Below are 16788 nucleotides of genomic sequence, written 5' to 3' on the forward strand. Positions count from 1 at the left end.
GCGATCTTTTGCTTTTTAGATCAAGATCAAAAGATCGCAGCCTGCGGCCGCTCCTACAATGCGATCGTTCCCATGTCCGGCGTGGGACCGATCACGAGAAGGATTTTCATGCTCAATACCCTCGCGGTGGCCAATTACCGCTCGATCAATAAATTGGTAATCCCGCTGGGTCGGCTGAACCTGATAACCGGCCCCAACGGCAGCGGCAAGTCCAACCTGTACCGGGCGCTGCGCCTGTTGGCGGAAACTGCGCAGGGCGGCGTGGTCAATGCGCTGGCCCGTGAAGGCGGACTCGATTCGACGTTCTGGGCCGGCCCGGAAACCATCAGCCGACGAATGCGCAACGGTGAAGTGGCAATCGAGCCGAGCGTGCGCCAAGGCGTCAAACGCCTGCGCCTGGGGTTTGCCGGGGAGGATTTCAGTTATTCGATCAGCCTTGGGCTGCCCGATTCCAACGGCCACTTCATGTTGCCGGAGAATCCGCGCCCGATTCCCTCGCGGTTCAGTCTCGATCCGCAAATCAAGCGCGAATGCATCTGGGCCGGCCCACATTACCGCCCGGCCAGCCTGCTGGTAGACCGTGACGGACCGATGATCCGTGCCCGCGCCGAGCGCAAATGGGACGTGCTGGCGCAACACACGCCGAACTTCGACAGTCTGTTCGATCAGGTCGGCAACCTGCGCAGCTCGCCGGAAGTGTTCCAGATGCGCGAGTTCATCCGCCGCTGGCGTTTCTACGATCACTTTCGCAGCGACGCCGACGCCCCGGTGCGCCAGCCGCAACTGGGCACGCGCACGCCGGTGTTGCATCACGACGGCCGCGATCTGGCGGCGGCGTTGCAGACGATCATCGAAATAGGCGATGCCGACGCGATGCGGGCCGCCATCAGCGATGCATTTCCCGGCGCGCGGTTGCACATCGAATCCCAGGCTGGCGGACGTTTCGCCATCGAGTTCTTTCAGGAAGGGTTGTTGCGACCGTTATCGGCGGCAGAGCTGTCGGACGGGACGTTGCGATATCTGCTGCTGGTCGCGGCATTGCTGACGCCACGGCCACCGTCGTTGATGGTGCTGAACGAACCGGAAACCAGTCTGCACCCGGATCTGTTGCCGGCGCTGGCGCGGTTGATCATCCGTGCATCAGAGGAGTGTCAGGTATGGGTGGTGTCCCATGCGCGGCGGTTGATCTCGGCGCTGCAGGAGGATTCGGAGTGCAATTGCATTGTGCTGGAGAAGACGCTGGGTCAGACCGGGATTGTCGGGCAACGGGTGCTGGATGAGCCGGCTTGGTATTGGCCTGACTGAGTGTGTCATCCGGTCAAAAGCCCCTCACCCTAACCCTCCCGAAACGTCGGACCGCCCGGAGGGAGAGGGGACTGAATGGGGATGCTTCAGAAATACGCCGACCTGATCATGCTGTAGCGAATCCAAAATCGACCCGGTTTTTCAGGTCGCGGTATGACGCAAGACACCTCGATCGGCTCCCTCTCCCTCTGGGAGAGGGCTGGGGTGAGGGTTTGCGCTTAAGCCTCACCGCCGACTCAGCAGACAATCACCCCTGCCACTTCCCACCCTCAACAATCACACTCTCAGGCTGGGTGTCATCGCTCAGTTCTTTACGCACATATTGGTCATACAGCTTGAGCAAATACTTCTCTTCACCGAGCTTGGCCAACTCGGTATTCACCCAGTCGCGCAGCTCGATATTGCCCTTCTTTACCGCCGGTGCAATCGGTGCCTCGGCGCCGAGTTTTTCGTCCAGCACGCGATAGCCCGGGTTCTGTTTGGCCCAACTGAACAGCACCAGATTGTCCTGCGCATAAGCATCGCCACGGCCATTGGCCAACGCTTGCAGCGACTCGGAGTTTTTTTCGAACTTCAGCAGTTTCCAGTCAGGGTGATTCTTGGTCAGCCAGATATCAGCGGTGGTGCCCGTAGTGACGATGGTGGTGCGCGTCGCCAGGTCATCGAGGGTTTTCACCGCGCTGTTCTGCGGCACCAAGGCCTGCACCGCAACCTTGAGGTTCGGGTTGGTGAATTCCACCGCTTCCTTGCGCTCCGGGGTCACCGTCATGTTGGCGAGGATCAGGTCGACTTTGTCGCTTTGCAGGAATGGGATTCGGCTCGCCGGCTCCACCGCAACGAACTCGACCTTGTTTTCATCGCCGAGCAGATCCTTGGCAAAGCGCCGGCCGATGTCGGTATCGAAACCGACGTAGCGACCGGCCTCATCGACGAAACCAAACGGCGGTTTGTCAGTGAAGACGCCGACGATCAATTTGTCGCGAGCCTTGATCTTGTCCAGGTAACCGGCTGGCGCGGTGCTTTCGCTGGCGACTTTCGGCTTGGCCGGTTCGTCGGTTTTGTTGCAGCCAGTGAGCAGCACGAGGCTGAGCAGGGGGAGTAGCAGAGCGGCAGTTTTCATAGCAGTTCCAGTTCCTTGGTTGTTTTCGTTTTCGGCAGTGTTGCCACGAAGGAGAACTTCTCCAGAAACTGCTGCGCGCGTGCGGTTTGCGGGTTCGTAAAGAAAATCTCGGGCGGGGTCTGTTCAAGGATGCGCCCGGCATCCATGAACACGATGCGGTCGGCCACCGCGCGGGCGAAGGCCATTTCATGGGTCACGATCAACAGGGTCATGCCTTCGCGGGCCAGCCCCTGAATCACTTGCAGGACTTCCTTGACCATCTCCGGATCGAGGGCGGCGGTGACCTCGTCAAAGAGCATGACACGTGGGTTCATGCACAACGAACGGACGATGGCGATGCGTTGCTGCTGGCCGCCGGAGAGCTGTCTGGGATAAGCATCGCGCTTGTCCGCCAGACCCACACGGTCGAGCAAGGCTTCGGCTTGTTGCTGCGCTTCGCGGCGCTGGCGTTTCTGCACCTTGAGCGGGCCGAGCAGCAGGTTGTCGAGCACGCTCATGTGCGGGAACAGGTGATAGCTCTGGAACACCATGCCGATCTACTGACGCACTTCGCGCCAATCGGTGGCCTTATCCAGCAGCTCGCGCCCGGCAAATTTCAGGCTGCCGCTGTGGGCGCTTTCCAGGCCGTTGAGGCAACGCAGCAAGGTGCTTTTGCCGCAACCGCTGGGGCCGAGGATCACGATCACTTCGCCGCTCTGCACTCGCAGGTCGATGCCGTTAAGCACCTGCTGCTCGCCGTAGAATTTGTTGAACCCGTGAAACTCGATCAATGCGCTCATGCTTGCGTCCAGCGCCGCTCCAGCACGCGCGAGGCGGCCGAGAGCGGGTAGCAGATGAAAAAGAAAAACAGAAACAGCGCGCCGTAAATCAACACCGATTCGTAGGTGCGTTCGATGATTTGCTGGCCGACCTTGATCACATCGACCACGCCGATCAGCACCGCCAGTGAACTCGTCTTGATGATCCGCGTATAGACGTTGATGGTTGGCGGCGTCATGCGCTTCAGCGCTTGTGGCAGCAACACGTAGCCGAACAGTTGCGGGGCATTGAGGCCAATCGACAGCCCCGCCTCACGCTGCCCGCGTGGCAACGAATGCAGCGCACCGCGCGCCACTTCACCGACTTCGCTGGCGCCCCACAAAGACAACACCAGCACCGCGCACCAGAAGCTCGGCAGGCTCACCCCGAAGAAAATCGGCAGGCCGAAAAACAGCAGGTACAACCAGACCAGCACCGGGATCGCCCGGAACAACTCCAGATACACCCGCAGGATCGCGTTCAGCCACGTCACGTTGAGTATCCGCAGCACGCCGTAGAGCACGCCGCCGACGGTACTGATAGCGATGCTCAGGAACGATATCGACAGAGTTTGCCCAGCGCCTTTTGCCAATTGCGGCAACGACACCCAGAGCAGTTCAAGACCCGAACTGGCCATGCTGGAGCCTCCTTTCCAGACGGCTGAGCAGCAGCGACAGCGGCAAGAACAGCAGCACGCAAATCAGTGTCAGCACGGCGAGCATTTCGTAGGTTTTGTAATAGAGCGCGATGTAGCTCTTGGTGGTGTAGAGGATTTCCGGCACCGCCACCGCCGAGACCACGGTGGTTTCCTTGAGCAGGAAAATGAAATTGGCGAACAGCGACGGCAGGCTGAGGATCCCCGCTTGCGGCAGGATCACGTAGCGCAGCAACTGGCCGTGCGACAGGCCGATGGAGCGCCCGGATTCCAGTTGCGCCTGTGGCACCGCGTCGACGCCCGCACGCAGTACTTCGGTGAGGTAAGCGCCGCCGAGGAACGTCATGGTGATGATCGCGGCGGTGAAGCCGGAGACTTTGATCCCCAACACCGGCAAAGCGAAATAGACGAAGAACAGCTGGATCAGCAACGGCGTGTTGCGCGCCAATTCCACATAGAGGCCGACCGCGCGCTGCAAGTAAGGCGTGCGAAATACCAGAATCGTCGCGTTGAGCAGCGCCACCAGCAATGACGTACCAATGGCAATAAAACCAACCTGCAGCGTCACGCCCACGGCTTTGAGAAACGCCGGCAGGGTGCTGAGGATAAACGCGTAATCGAAGGTCATGAGACATCCTGTACGCCGCTGGGTAAGCGACGGTGGTGCAGTCCATGGGCAGCGGGTGACTGTCCGGCAAGAAGTGACTTTATAGGTATAAAAACAAGAATTTAAATACCGTTAAAGCATATTGATATCACCCAAAAAACTATCCTGTGGGTTTGCCGGGAAGGAATAAGAAGGCTATTTTCCTTTGCGCTGTAGGAAGGATCTTTTTTTCACGAAAGCCCTCCAAGGATGAACAGCTTTTGGCCAGACTCCCCCGGCCGAACCATCACAAGGAAGAGAACATGGCTGATTCAAAAGTGCCGCAGCGATTGGATCCACAGGACATTGTGAAGTTGTTGGTGGCGTTGCGAAGGGCGTTGAAATCCACGGCGTAAATCAAAAGCACCCTCACCCCAGCCCTCTCCCGGAGGGAGAGGGGGCCTACCGAGGTGTCTCGGGTATTGCATCGACCTGAAAAAACGAGTCGATTATGGATTCGGCAACGGATAATCAGGTCGGCGTATCTCTACAGCATCCCCCAATCAGTACCTCTCCCTTTGTGAAGAGAGGGCAGATTTTGGCGCTTTTTCAAAGCTGAGTTCACCTCGATATTTCACGTCGATGGAGCTCGCAAAAACAACTCGGTCAGTCCCCTCTCCCTCCGGGAGAGGGTTAGGGTGAGGGGCTTTTTGAGGCACACACAAAAACGCCTATGACCATCGCTGGCCATCGGCGTTTTTACACCTCGAAGGGGTTCAATCAAACGTCAGATCAGAACGCCGGCAATACCGCGCCGTTGTACTTCTTCTCGATGAACGCTTTGACTTCCGGGCTGGTCAGGGCTTTGGCCAGTTTCTGGATCGCGTCGCTGTTCTTGTTGTCCTCACGGGCCACCAGGAAGTTCACGTACGGCGAATCAGCACCTTCGATCACCAAAGCATCTTTATTTGGGTTCAAACCTGCTTCCAGCGCGTAGTTGGTGTTGATCATGTCCAGATCAACTTCCTTGAGAACGCGCGGCAGCAAAGCCGATTCCAGTTCCTTGAACTTGAAGTTGCGCGGGTTTTTGGCGATGTCTTTTGGAGTCGCCAGAGCGTTCTTCGGATCTTTGAGCTCGATCAGGCCAGCCTTCTGCAGCAGGATCAGGGCGCGGCCGCTGTTGCTGCCTTCGTTCGGGATGGCGATGGTTGCGCCGTCCGGCAGTTCGGCCAGGGTTTTGTACTTGCTCGAGTAACCACCGAACGGTTCAACGTGCACGCCTTGCACGGTCACCAGGTACTTGGATTTATCGTCCTTGTACTTGCCCTGGTTGAAGCTGTTCAGGTACGGCAGGGTCTGGAAGTAGTTGGCATCCAGACGCTTCTCGCCAACCTGTACGTTCGGCTGAACGTAGTCGGTGAAGACTTTGATTTCCAGATCCACGCCTTCTTTGGCGAGAGTCGGCTTGATCAGCTCAAGAATTTCAGCGTGCGGAACCGGAGTCGCCGCGACGACCAGTTTCTCGCCAGCCTGGGCCAGGGAAGCAGTCAGAGCAGCCGCCAATGCGGTAAACAACAGAACCTTTTTCATGCAGTGTCCTTATCGAAAATCACGGTCGCTGATGGCGACGGCTATTAATACGTGTGCCAGTGAAGTGCTATCTCTGGCGTGAGGCGGACAATACCGGGATTTTTTATTCCCGGACAATAACGTTTATTCAGCTCTATATTCCATTTGGTTCGCACCCGCGAGTTAGACATGTATGAACTGCGGCACGCTGCGATCTTTTGATTTTCAATGGCTTGAAACTGCTGAAGATCAAAAGATCGCAGTCTTCGACAGCTCCTACAGGAGGCCTGTGTTTTTCAGTGCCTGCTGCAGTGCCTGCTGATCGGAAGCGGAGCCGGAAGAGAGTATCTGCTTGATCTGGGTTTCGATCTGAGTCAGTGCCGGTGGCAGGTTCAGATGCTCCGGGAGAATTTCGTCGCCGGTGCTCACCAGCAACGCAAAATGTATGACGTTTTCCAGTTCGCGGGTGTTGCCCGGCCAGCTGTGTTGTTCAAGCACGTGTTGCGCCGCTTCGCTGATCAACGGCACGGGCAGGCCCAGGCGCTGGCTGTAGATGCCGAGGAAATACTCGGCCAGCGACAGGATGTCGCCGATGCGCGCGCGCAGGGCTGGCAATTCCAGATGCCCTTCGCAGAGATAGTGGTAGAGACGTTCATGGAATTTCCCCGCTGCCACCGCTTGCGCCAGGTCGATGCTGGTTGCCGCGACCAGGCGAACATCGACCGGACTCGGTTGATGCGCGCCGACACGGGTGACTTCGTGGTTCTCCAGGGCCGCGAGCAATTTGATCTGGATCGGCAGCGGCAGGTCGCCGATTTCATCGAGGTATAAAGTGCCGCCATTGGCCGAACCGAACCATCCCGCGCGACTGCTGGCCGAGCCGGTGTAGCTGCCGGCGGCGTAGCCGAACAGTTCGGCATCGGCGTATGTCGGGCTGATCGCGCCGCAATTGACCGAGACGAACAGACCGCTGCGATCACTGGCGCGGTGGATGTGCCGGGCGAGCAGTTCCTTGCCGGTGCCGGTTTCGCCACGGATCAGCACTGAGATTGATCGTGGCGCTAACTGCTCAAGCTCTTCACGCAACTGACGCGAGCGCGGATCGACGAACACCAGCGCTTTGGCGCGAATGCTCAGGGGGCTTTTTTCTGAATCGGGAAAGGTCAGCAACGGCTGACCGAAAGTTTCGAAACTCATGGCAGACTCCCGCCCACAACCGCCGGCAGACGGGGGCGTTTAAAGAAATAAAAAATCAGGCGCGACGTCGGGCGTGGTGTTCCATGCGGTTTTGCAGGCGATAGAGATAGGCAAAACCCTGCTCCCAACGCTGATGCCCGGACTTCACATTGATATGCCCGGCACCGGCAAGAATCCCCGCCTCGGCGCCCCAATTGCGTGCCAGCTCCAGAGCTCGCGGCGCACTGACAGCGGCGTCGTTGTCGGAGCTGACGACCTGGCTCGGGAACGGCAGCAGATCGCTGGGTATCGGCGCGAAATTGCGCAGCGCCGGCGCGCAGGTCGGGCGCTCGACATCCGCCGGCGCGACCAGCAAGGCACCGCGCACCTGACGCAAAAATTGCACAGGCGCCGTCGCCGCCCAATGGGCAACGGTGACGCAGCCGAGGCTGTGCGCGATGAGGATGACCGGCGTGCTGTCGGCAGCAATCGCCTCGGCCAATGCGGCGACCCAGTCTTCACGGCGCGGGGTCAGCCAATCGGCCTGCTCCACCCGCGCGCTGTTTGGCAGGCTGTTCTGCCAGTGGGTTTGCCAATGATCTTCTGGCGATCCTTGCCAGCCCGGCACAATCAGGTAGCGAATTGATTCGTTGCGCATGGGGGAGCTCTCCTGCGTGTCTGTTCCTGATCGAGTATAGGGACGGGATTTATATTCGTTAAGGAATAAGAAGCTATTTATTAAGACCTGAATTGCATATGAAATATGTTTAGGGCTTGAGATCCAGGCCCCTCACCCTAGCCCTCTCCCAGAGGTAGAGGGGACTGATTGGGGGATGCTGTTGAGCTCCGCCGACGTGGAATACCACGCTGAATCCGGATGCTGGATTCGCGGAAATCTTTCAGGTCGATGTAGCTCCTGAGGTCTTTATGGTCGGTCCCCTCTACCTCTGGGAGAGGGCTAGGGTGAGGGCCCTCCGCCCTAAATCCAGACATAAAAAAAGGGCCGCACCCTGCCAAGGAGACGGCCCCGGAAAATCGTAAATCCTGTTAACGCGCAGTGATCACCGACAACCTGGTAATCCCCGCCCGCTCAATCGAGGCCATGGCCCGCGCCACTTCGCCGTAGTTCACGCCATCATCCGCTTGCAGTTGCACGCGCACCTCGGGGTCCTTGGCTTTCGCCGACTTGAGGTTGAACTCCAGCAAGTCCGGCTGAATCTCGTCCTTGTTGATAAACAGCTTGCCGGCACCGTCGATGCTCACCACCAGCGGGTCTTTCTGCTCGACCGGCGCGACTGCTTCAGTCTTCGGCAGGTTGATCGGTATCGCATTGGTCAGCAGCGGTGCGGTGACGATAAACACCACCAGTAACACCAGCATCACGTCCACCAGCGGTGTCACGTTGATCTCGCTGAGCACCTCATCACTGTCTTGCGTGGAGAAGGCCATATCAGGACGCCTCCTTCACTTTTGTCACGTTGCCCGGCGCTGCAACTTTGTTCGCCGTCGGGTGGATCAGCACACGAAACGCACTCTTCTGCGCCAGGCTATAGAAGTCATGCGCGAAGTCATCCAGATCCGCCGCCGTCAGTTTCAGACGACGCAAAAAGTAGTTGTAAACCAGCACCGCCGGTACCGCGACGGCGATCCCCACACCCGTGGCGACCAGTGCCGCGCCGATGGGGCCGGCCACCGTTTCCAGGCTCGCCGAACCTGCCGCGCTGATGCCTTTCAACGCTTCCATGATTCCCCATACCGTGCCGAACAAACCAATGAACGGCGACGTACTGCCGATACTTGCCACTACTGCCAGACCGGTCTCCAGCGAACGCCGCTCGCGCACGATCTGCTGACGCAAGGCCCGTTCGAGACGATCCTGATGGTTGATCGCCTGGCTCAAATCATTCGTCTGCGGCGCCTCGCCGACCTGAATCGCTGCGTAACCGGCCTGTGCCACTCGTGCTGCAGCGCCAGGCTGGGTTTCGCTCAACTCGGCGGCGGCGTCCAGACTCGACGCCGCCCAGAAACGTTTATGAAATTTGCGATCCTGCGCTTTCAGACGACCGAACTGCACAGCCTTGAGCAGGGCCAGCCCCCAAGTGGCGACGGAAAAAACCACCAGCAGCCAGATCACCGCGCTTTCGATGGATTCCAGTGGAGATGCCAGTAACGTCATGATGTGTTCCCTCGTGTAAACGTTTAGCGCGAAAAGGTTTCGGTTTAATGAATCCTGAAATCGATGGGTACGCTGACCCAGCCGTCCTGGGCAACATCACCCTGCTTGGCCGGGACAAAACTCCAACGCTTGACCGCGTTTAACGCGGCGTCGTCGAGTTGTTGCCGACCACTGCTTTTCTGAATCTGGATCTCGCCCGGTTTGCCGCTGGCCAGCACCTGCACCCGCAGCAATACCGTGCCTTCCCAACCGCGGCGCTGGGCCAGCGACGGGTATTCCGGCGCCGGGTTTTTCAGGTACGCGGCGTTGGCTGAAGCCGGGGTCACTGGCGCAGGCGCCGGAGGTGCGGATGGCGCTGGTGCGGCGACCTGAGCTGCCGGTTGTGGCGGCGCCTTGGGTTGCTCGACTGCTTTTGGCGCTGGCTTCGGCACGGGTTTAACCACCGGCTTAGGTTTCGGAATCGGTTTTGGTGGCGCAGGCTTAACAGCCAGCTCGTCTTCTACCGGTGGCGGAGGTTCAACCACCGGCTGCGGTGGCGGCGGCGGCGGCTCGACAATCGGCGGCGCGGGTGGTGCCGGGCGCGAAAACTCAATGGTCATCGGCGGAATTTCCGGCGGCACAATGGGTAGCGCCGGGGTCGGATGCTGATTGATCCAGTAGATCACCGCGCCATGCACCACCAGCGCCAGCACACCGAGCAGAATCGTCTCGCGTCGGCTCAAAATGCCCTTGGGCGCGCGCTGCAAACGCAACTGCCCCAACGGCACACGATGCGCCCGGCCAAGATCGACCAGTTCGCCACTCGGCGTCTGACGCCACAGCAATTCCGGTGCGCTGGCGGCGGTCTGGACATTGCCCATTGATTCACTCCCTGCAGTCTTTTTTGCGTTCTCTACAAAAAGGCCTATCTACCGTTTGTTGAATCCCCCACGGCAGATCGTCAGGTGAATCATTGAGCTCGGCGCTTATCTCCGAAAGTAATATTTAACGTTATGCATAGGCTCTTAAGGAATATACAACCCGATCACTTTCAGCAAAGCCTCGCCACACAAGGCTTTCAGCGAATCGTGCGAAAAGACATGCTTTCGGCGCATAAAAAATATTCACCCAAGGCATCCGCAGATTGATGATCTGGCAAACCCGGACAACTCATACCAAGTAAATATTTTCGTTTTTCTCGAAATAAAAAAAGACCAGCGCACTTTCGTGGGCTGGCCTTTATTTATTTCCGATAAATTACTGTTTTACGAATTCCCCACCCAGAGTCACTACATCACCGTCAAAGTTTGTCCGAGAACCCGCGGCGCGCAATTTTGCATAGCTATGATCAGGAGAAAACAGCGTCCATGTCTGGTATCCGCTGTTGCTATTCTGAGCGAGCACCGCGATCGTAGTCGGATTGCCGGTACTGTTTTGGAAGTGGTAGTTACCGTAGCGAATGTCGTAGTTTACGCCTCCTTGGCTCAACGTGCCGCTGAAAGAGCCATTGGAATCATTGCCATCGGTGATAACCAGTTTCGCGCCTGAGTTAGAGTTTACATAAGTGCCATTAATACTCGACATGATTTGATTTCCTTTATCGTTGGGATACGTGTCTTCCGATGAGAGCAAGTTTCCTCCTGGAAACTCACGACAATCAGAATGGTTCGACATTTAAATATTGTCCACGCGAGCGACTAACGAAATTGCAATAACTACTATTCAAGTCGCTCATAACTTATCGCCAATCAGTCGAGCATTAATTCCAATTCAGTTATCGACTGGCGTTGGTCTGTTGCACTCCGTTGGCCGGCGCGATAGCTGCCGTCTCGAAGCGCGGCGTACCGACTTGCACCCAGTCATTACTTACAGGTAGAGCCCGATAGACCCAGTTGCTGATCGCGTCGTTGCCGGGTCATATCGGGTGACGCCGGGTGGGGTAGACGCTGGGCACAGCGAACGCCCCACTACCCAGCACCGCGCCAGACAACTACAGCGGTAAAGCGGTTTTGATGGGCAACATGATGCAGCTCTCTGAATGACTCATCAAAAGTCGTAGCGACCGGTCACGCCGAGTGTTCGCGGGGTACCGAGCAGGCCTTCATAGCCGCCGTTGCCGCCCGTCCAGAGGGTCGTGTAATAGGTTTTATCGAAGGCATTTTTCAGCCACAGCGAGACGTCCCACTGGCCTTGGTTGAAGTCACCGCGCAGGCCTGTGGAAAGGTTGACCACCGCATAGCTCGGGATCTGGCCGTAGTCGGAGTCCTCGACCGTGCCCACCGCTTTCGAGCGGAACGCGTAGCTGGCGGTGACGTAGGGTTCGAAGCCGTTATCGAGATTCCATTTGTATTCGCCGTTGGCGTTGCCGATCCATTTCGAGGCGCCAACCACTTGATGCCCGCTGAGGTCGCAGGAGGCCGGAGCGCCCGGTGCCTGGCTGACTTCCGGCGGGCACGGCGCATCTTTGTACGAGAGGTAGCTGACGTCGTTGTACGAGCCATTGATGTTCAGGGTCAGGCCCCGCAGCGGGATTAGCGTGCTTTCAAACTCCACACCGCGTGAGCGCACCGATCCGGCGTTGGTCAGATACTGCACGCGGTTTTCGGCGTCGTAGGCGTTGGTCTGGTAGGCGTTGACCTGGGTCCAGAACACGTTGGCGTTGAGTTGCAGGCGGTGATCCCACAGCGTGCTTTTAAACCCGAGCTCCGCATTGTTGGCGCGCTCGGTGCCGATCAACAGCGAGTCGGCGCCGGCCACCGGAGCCGAACCGACGGCGAGGTTGACCCCGCCGGATTTCTCGCCGTGGGACACCGTGGCGTAGCCGAGCACATCATCAGTGATGCGATAGCTGAGGTTGAGCAGTCCGGACGGACTGGAGCTGTACTGATTCAAATCGCCGGAATCGTAGGCGCCGGCACGACCGCGCCGCGCTGTAGCGCCAGGTCCGGTGACAGCCGCGCCGCCAAGCGGAGCATTGCGCGTGACCCAGGCGCTTTTTTCTTCATAGGTGCCGCGCACCCCGGCGGTGAAGTCCAGCCGCTCGCTGAGGTGCCAGGTGCCTTGGGCAAACAACGCGAAGCTGTCGGTCTTGATATGGCCGTTACCGACGCTGGTGACATTGGCCAACGCGCCGGCCGGCGTGCCGTTCCAGACGTCGGCTTGCGGGCCGTAGTTAGCGAAGGATTTGTTGTCCAGATCGTTGCCGAAGTAGTAGGCACCCACGACGTAATCGAAGAACTCCCCCTTGGGCGAGGCCAGACGAAATTCCTGCGAATACTGTTTGTCTTCCACCGACACCCCGGCGTTGTAGCTCGCCGGCACGTTCAGGCCGTCGTCGTTGCGCGGGGTGAAATTCCAGAAGCGGTAGGAACTGATTGAGGTAAGGGTGAAGTCGCTCGGCAAGGTCCAGTTAGCCTCCACCGACGTGCCGCCCTGATGCACAGTGACATGCTGCTCGTTATCCAGATTGACCTTGCGGTGCGAGCCATTGACCAGCGTTGCGCCGGCCGCATTGGCCCGCGCCTGATAGAGATTGACGCCGTTGATGGTCGGCCCGGTGTTGTACAGCACGCGGGTGCCGGCGCTGGAATCCTCTTCGTTGTAATCGCCGATCCAGCGCAGGTTGAAATTTTCGTTGGGCTTGAACAGCAGCTGCGCACGGAAACCTTCTCGCGACCCGCCGTTGAGATCATGGCCGTCGTATTCATTCTTGATGTCGCCATCGCTGCGGGTGCGATAGGCCGAAAAGCGTCCGGCCAACTCGTCGTTGAGCGGCCCGGAAATCGTGCCCTTGGTCTGGAAATAACCGTCCTCGCCGACCGAGGTTTCGATACTGCGCTCAGGCGTGAATGTCGGCGCGCGGGTGCTGATGTTGATCACCCCGGCAGTGGTGTTTTTGCCGAACAGCGTGCCCTGCGGCCCGCGTAAAACTTCGAGCTGTTCGATGTCCATCAGGTCGAAAACCGCCATCCCCGGACGACCCAGATATACGTTGTCGATGTACAAACCGACACTGCCTTCCAGACCATCGCTGGCCGGGTTGTTGCCCAGGCCGCGGATCGACACGCTGGACTGCCGCGCGTGCATGTAGGCAACGTTGACGCTGGGCACCAGTTGCTGCAGATCCTGAATCCGGTAGATCCGTTGCGTCTCCAGATTCTGGCCGCTGACCACGCTCATCGGCGTCGGCACATCCTGCGAACTTTCTTCGCGGCGGCGGGTGGTGACGGTCACCGTTTCCAGTTGTGAATTGTTGGCCGCAGGCTTGCCGGCAGTGACCGGCGCCGGCGTCTCGACTTCGGCGGCGTAGCTGTGAGTCCAACTGGCGCTCCCCGCCAGCAACAGGGCCAGAGGCAGGCGTTTGAGCCGTCGTGGGGTCAAGGGTGACGCAAGGTTCAACGGACTCATGGCGCGGCTCCTGGTCAAAAAACACACAGACATCTTTTGCGCTGCATATTCTTTTAAGTTATTTATTTATGTTTTTACAAAGATTTACTGCATAAGAGATTGCCTTTATAAGGAGTCGACCTAATGCATATCCAATGCATTTCCCGGATATTTTTTATGTGAAAAATGCATATCGACTTGCGCCAACTTCGTCACTTCATCGCCCTGGCTGAACAACGCAGCTTCGTCGCCGGCGCACAGGCGGTGAACCTGTCGCAGTCGGCATTCAGCCGCAGCATTCAGGCGCTGGAACACAGCGTTGGCTGTCAGTTGGTCGATCGCGGGCGCAAGGAATTACCGCCGACCAAGCAAGGCCAGGTGCTGCTCGAACATGCGCGGCGGCTGGTCAGCGGCGCGCAGCAGATGGCTAACGAGATCAGCCAGTTCAATGGTCTGGAGGCGGGGGAATTACGCTTCGGTTGCGGCCCGGCGCCGACGGCGGGATTGATCCCGCGGGCAATCGGCAGCTTCATCGGGCGTTATCCGAAAGCGCGAGTGCAGTTTCAGGTCGATGACTGGCAGAGTCTGAGCAAGCGTCTGCTCAGCGAAGAATTCGAATTTTTCGTCGCCGACACTCGGCACTTCGAGGCGGATCCGGATTACCTGACGCACCGATTACGGCCGCGTAAATGGCATTTTTGCTGTCGTGCCGGGCATCCGTTGGCAGGGCATGAACGCGTCAGTGCGACGGTGTTGATGAGCTATCCGCTCGCGGTGAGCATTCGTCCACCGAACCTGCGCAAGGTCATCGTCGACCTCAGCGGTCGCCCGGACTTCACGCCAAATGTGGAGTGTGAAAACAGTGCGAGTCTGCTGAGTGTGGTGCTGCGTTCGGATGCGATTGGGATTGTTGGCGCCTACTCCGATGCGCTGCATCAGGCCAAAGGGGATCTGGTGTGTTTGAAGATCGAAGGTTTGGCGGATGATCTGGAGGAGTTGTATACGCGCTACGGGATCGTCAGTCGGGCGGGGTATCGGTTGTCGCCGTTGGCGGAGGCGATGATTGAGCAGATCAAGGCGATTGATGAGGTGGATGAGGAGGTGTGTTCGCTGGAAAATTTTGCTGTCTGATAAATCGTCATCGCTGGCAAGCCAGCTCCCACAGGATTAGTGCCGAGCACAAATGATGTGAACACCCCTGAAACCTGTGGGAGCTGGCTTGCCAGCGATGGGGCCAGCAACGTCACCGATGCATCCACTGCATAAACCCCATTCCCCAAATGCACTTGCCGAACACCCCCACCGAAAGCGAAAAACCTCGCCTGTCCCAATGACCGGTGAACCCCATGCCAAACCCGCCAAACCCCGTGCGCAACGTTCTTTACATCATGTGCGACCAACTGCGCCGCGATTACCTGTCCTGCTACGGTCACCCGCACCTGCACACGCCCAATATCGATCGACTGGCCGCGGCCGGCGTGCGTTTCAGCCGCGCCTACACCCAAGGCACGATTTGTGGCCCATCGCGTATGTCGGCCTACACCGGGCGCTATGTCAGTAGCCATCAAGTGGCGTGGAACGCGGTACCACTGCCGCTGGAAGAACTGACCATCGGCGACTACCTGCGCCCACACGGCATTCGTACTGCGCTGGTCGGCAAGACCCACGCCACCGCAAACATCGACGCCTTGCAACGGCTGGCGATCAACCCGCAGAGCGAAAAAGCCGAAGTGCTGAATGAAGTCGGCTTCGAACCCTACTTTCGCCACGACGGCATCTTCCCCGATGACCCGCTGTTCGACGAAAAACGCGAATCCGCACCCTACACCCATTACCTGCGTGAACACGGATTTGACGGACGGAATCCCTGGCACGACTGGGCCAACGCCGCCGAAGGCGAAAACGGCGAAATCCTCAGCGGCTGGAAAATGCGTCATGCGCATTTGCCAGCACGAATTCCCGAGCAACACTCAGAGACTGTCTACACTACAAACCGAGCCATCGACTTCATCACCGAGCAAGGCGAGAAATCCTGGTGTTTACACCTCTCATACATCAAACCTCACTGGCCCTATATCGTACCAGCGCCATACCACGCCTTGTACAGTACGAAATCGATTCTCGAACCGACCCGCGCGACGCCCTCCGAAGCCAGCAAACACCCCGTATACACTGCCTTTCGCCAGCATGAGGGAAGCCTCAACTTCTCCCGCGATTCAGTACGATTGAATGTAATCCCGACCTACATGGGCCTGATCAAGCAAGTGGATGATCAGCTCGGGCGGCTGTTCGATTTTCTGCAAAGCAACGGTCGCTGGGATGACACGTTGATCGTGTTCACCAGCGATCACGGCGACTTTCTGGGCGACCACTGGCTGGGCGAGAAGGAGTTTTTGCTGGAGCAAGCAGTGGGCGTGCCACTGATCGTGCGTGATCCGCGGGCGGCGGCGGATATCACTCGGGGAACGGTGGATGATCGACTGGCGGAAACCATCGATGCGTTACCGACGTTTCTTCAGGCGCTGGGTTTGCCGGGGGCGGAACATCGACTCGAAGGACGTTCGCTGATCCCCCTGCTGCACGGCGAAAACCCGGACTGGCGACGCTATGCGATCAGTGAGTACGACTATGCGTTTCAGGCACCGGCGCGTGAGCGACTCGGCCAGTCGATCGATCGTTGCCGCATGACCATGGTGCGCAGCGAACGCTGGAAATACCTGGCGTACGACGGCTTCCGGCCACAGTTGTTTGATCTGCTGAATGATCCGCAGGAATTGCACGATTTGGGTGACGACCCGGCTTACGCGACGGTGCGCGAGGAACATGCGGGGTATTTGTTTGAATGGGTGCGGGGGCTGAAGCGGCGGACCACGATCAGTCATCAGGAGATTGATTTGCGTGGGCAACGGTTTCGTTATGGCGAGCCGGAGAGTGAGAAGGTTGTTCAGATTGGCGTGTGGTAGTTGAAGAGCCCCTCACCCTAACCCTCTCCCGGAGGGAGAGGGGACTGACCGTGGGATATTGAATCGATACGCCGA

14 protein-coding genes and 2 pseudogenes are annotated in these 16788 nt (G+C 58.4%); 3 read left to right on the plus strand and 13 right to left on the minus strand.

Annotation, left to right across the window (positions count from 1 at the left end; all coding sequences use genetic code 11):
* Positions 1 to 108: 108 nt before the first annotated feature.
* Complete coding sequence (locus ACIQVE_RS08005; protein ID WP_402806467.1) at positions 109 to 1305, plus strand: AAA family ATPase; 1197 nt, start codon at positions 109 to 111, stop codon at positions 1303 to 1305.
* 247 nt (positions 1306 to 1552) lie between these two features.
* Here the strand turns inward: ACIQVE_RS08005 and ACIQVE_RS08010 are convergent, their stop codons facing one another.
* From ACIQVE_RS08010 to ACIQVE_RS08070, 13 genes and pseudogenes are all read right to left on the minus strand, one after another.
* The gene (locus ACIQVE_RS08010) at positions 1553 to 2425 is read right to left on the minus strand and encodes a transporter substrate-binding domain-containing protein (protein ID WP_402806470.1); all 873 of its coding nucleotides are present in this window, start codon (positions 2423 to 2425) and stop codon (positions 1553 to 1555) included.
* Positions 2422 to 3204 (minus strand): annotated as a pseudogene (locus tag ACIQVE_RS08015) (amino acid ABC transporter ATP-binding protein). The gene ACIQVE_RS08010 and the pseudogene ACIQVE_RS08015 overlap by 4 nt, the downstream one beginning before the upstream one ends.
* Positions 3201 to 3860, minus strand: coding sequence for an amino acid ABC transporter permease (locus ACIQVE_RS08020; protein ID WP_402806473.1), 660 nt, complete (start codon positions 3858 to 3860; stop codon positions 3201 to 3203). The pseudogene ACIQVE_RS08015 and the gene ACIQVE_RS08020 overlap by 4 nt, the downstream one beginning before the upstream one ends.
* The gene (locus tag ACIQVE_RS08025; protein WP_402806476.1) at positions 3841 to 4506 is read right to left on the minus strand and encodes an amino acid ABC transporter permease; all 666 of its coding nucleotides are present in this window, start codon (positions 4504 to 4506) and stop codon (positions 3841 to 3843) included. Before ACIQVE_RS08025 ends, ACIQVE_RS08020 begins: the two co-directional genes overlap by 20 nt.
* 750 nt (positions 4507 to 5256) lie before the next feature.
* Complete coding sequence (locus tag ACIQVE_RS08030) at positions 5257 to 6054, minus strand: MetQ/NlpA family ABC transporter substrate-binding protein (protein ID WP_402806479.1); 798 nt, start codon at positions 6052 to 6054, stop codon at positions 5257 to 5259.
* Between the two features lie 255 nt (positions 6055 to 6309).
* Positions 6310 to 7230 carry a sigma 54-interacting transcriptional regulator gene (locus ACIQVE_RS08035; protein ID WP_402806481.1) on the minus strand — a complete coding sequence of 307 codons (921 nt, stop codon included), beginning with the start codon at positions 7228 to 7230 and terminating at the stop codon, positions 6310 to 6312.
* Positions 7231 to 7285: 55 nt separating this feature from the next.
* Positions 7286 to 7867 carry an alpha/beta hydrolase gene (locus tag ACIQVE_RS08040; RefSeq protein WP_402806483.1) on the minus strand — a complete coding sequence of 194 codons (582 nt, stop codon included), beginning with the start codon at positions 7865 to 7867 and terminating at the stop codon, positions 7286 to 7288.
* 389 nt (positions 7868 to 8256) lie between these two features.
* Positions 8257 to 8658: a biopolymer transporter ExbD gene (locus ACIQVE_RS08045; protein WP_085702758.1), complete on the minus strand. Its 402-nt coding sequence runs from the start codon at positions 8656 to 8658 to the stop codon at positions 8257 to 8259.
* A gap of 1 nt (position 8659) precedes the next feature.
* Positions 8660 to 9385, minus strand: a complete 726-nt coding sequence (locus tag ACIQVE_RS08050; protein ID WP_402806486.1) for a MotA/TolQ/ExbB proton channel family protein — start codon at positions 9383 to 9385, stop codon at positions 8660 to 8662.
* A 44-nt stretch (positions 9386 to 9429) separates the two neighbouring features.
* Entirely contained in the window at positions 9430 to 10245 is an 816-nt protein-coding gene (locus tag ACIQVE_RS08055) for an energy transducer TonB (RefSeq protein WP_402806488.1), read from the minus strand.
* Positions 10246 to 10621: 376 nt separating this feature from the next.
* Entirely contained in the window at positions 10622 to 10948 is a 327-nt protein-coding gene (locus tag ACIQVE_RS08060) for a hypothetical protein (protein WP_402806491.1), read from the minus strand.
* A 190-nt stretch (positions 10949 to 11138) separates the two neighbouring features.
* Positions 11139 to 11279 (minus strand): annotated as a pseudogene (locus tag ACIQVE_RS08065) (ArsR family transcriptional regulator); the annotation flags it as partial.
* 131 nt (positions 11280 to 11410) lie between these two features.
* On the minus strand, positions 11411 to 13771 hold the full coding sequence (locus ACIQVE_RS08070; RefSeq protein ID WP_402806493.1) for a TonB-dependent receptor: 2361 nt from the start codon (positions 13769 to 13771) through the stop codon (positions 11411 to 11413).
* 165 nt (positions 13772 to 13936) lie between these two features.
* Here ACIQVE_RS08070 and ACIQVE_RS08075 point away from each other — a divergent pair, with 165 nt between their 5' ends.
* Both ACIQVE_RS08075 and ACIQVE_RS08080 read left to right on the plus strand, forming a co-directional pair.
* Positions 13937 to 14881 (plus strand): LysR family transcriptional regulator, encoded by a 945-nt coding sequence (locus ACIQVE_RS08075; protein WP_402806495.1) that lies wholly within the window; start codon positions 13937 to 13939, stop codon positions 14879 to 14881.
* Positions 14882 to 15096: 215 nt separating this feature from the next.
* Complete coding sequence (locus ACIQVE_RS08080; protein WP_402806498.1) at positions 15097 to 16713, plus strand: alkaline phosphatase family protein; 1617 nt, start codon at positions 15097 to 15099, stop codon at positions 16711 to 16713.
* Positions 16714 to 16788 lie beyond the last annotated feature (75 nt).

It is taken from the genome of Pseudomonas sp. NPDC098747 (genome assembly GCF_044760045.1).
In the GTDB taxonomy this organism is placed as follows: Bacteria; Pseudomonadota; Gammaproteobacteria; order Pseudomonadales; family Pseudomonadaceae; genus Aquipseudomonas.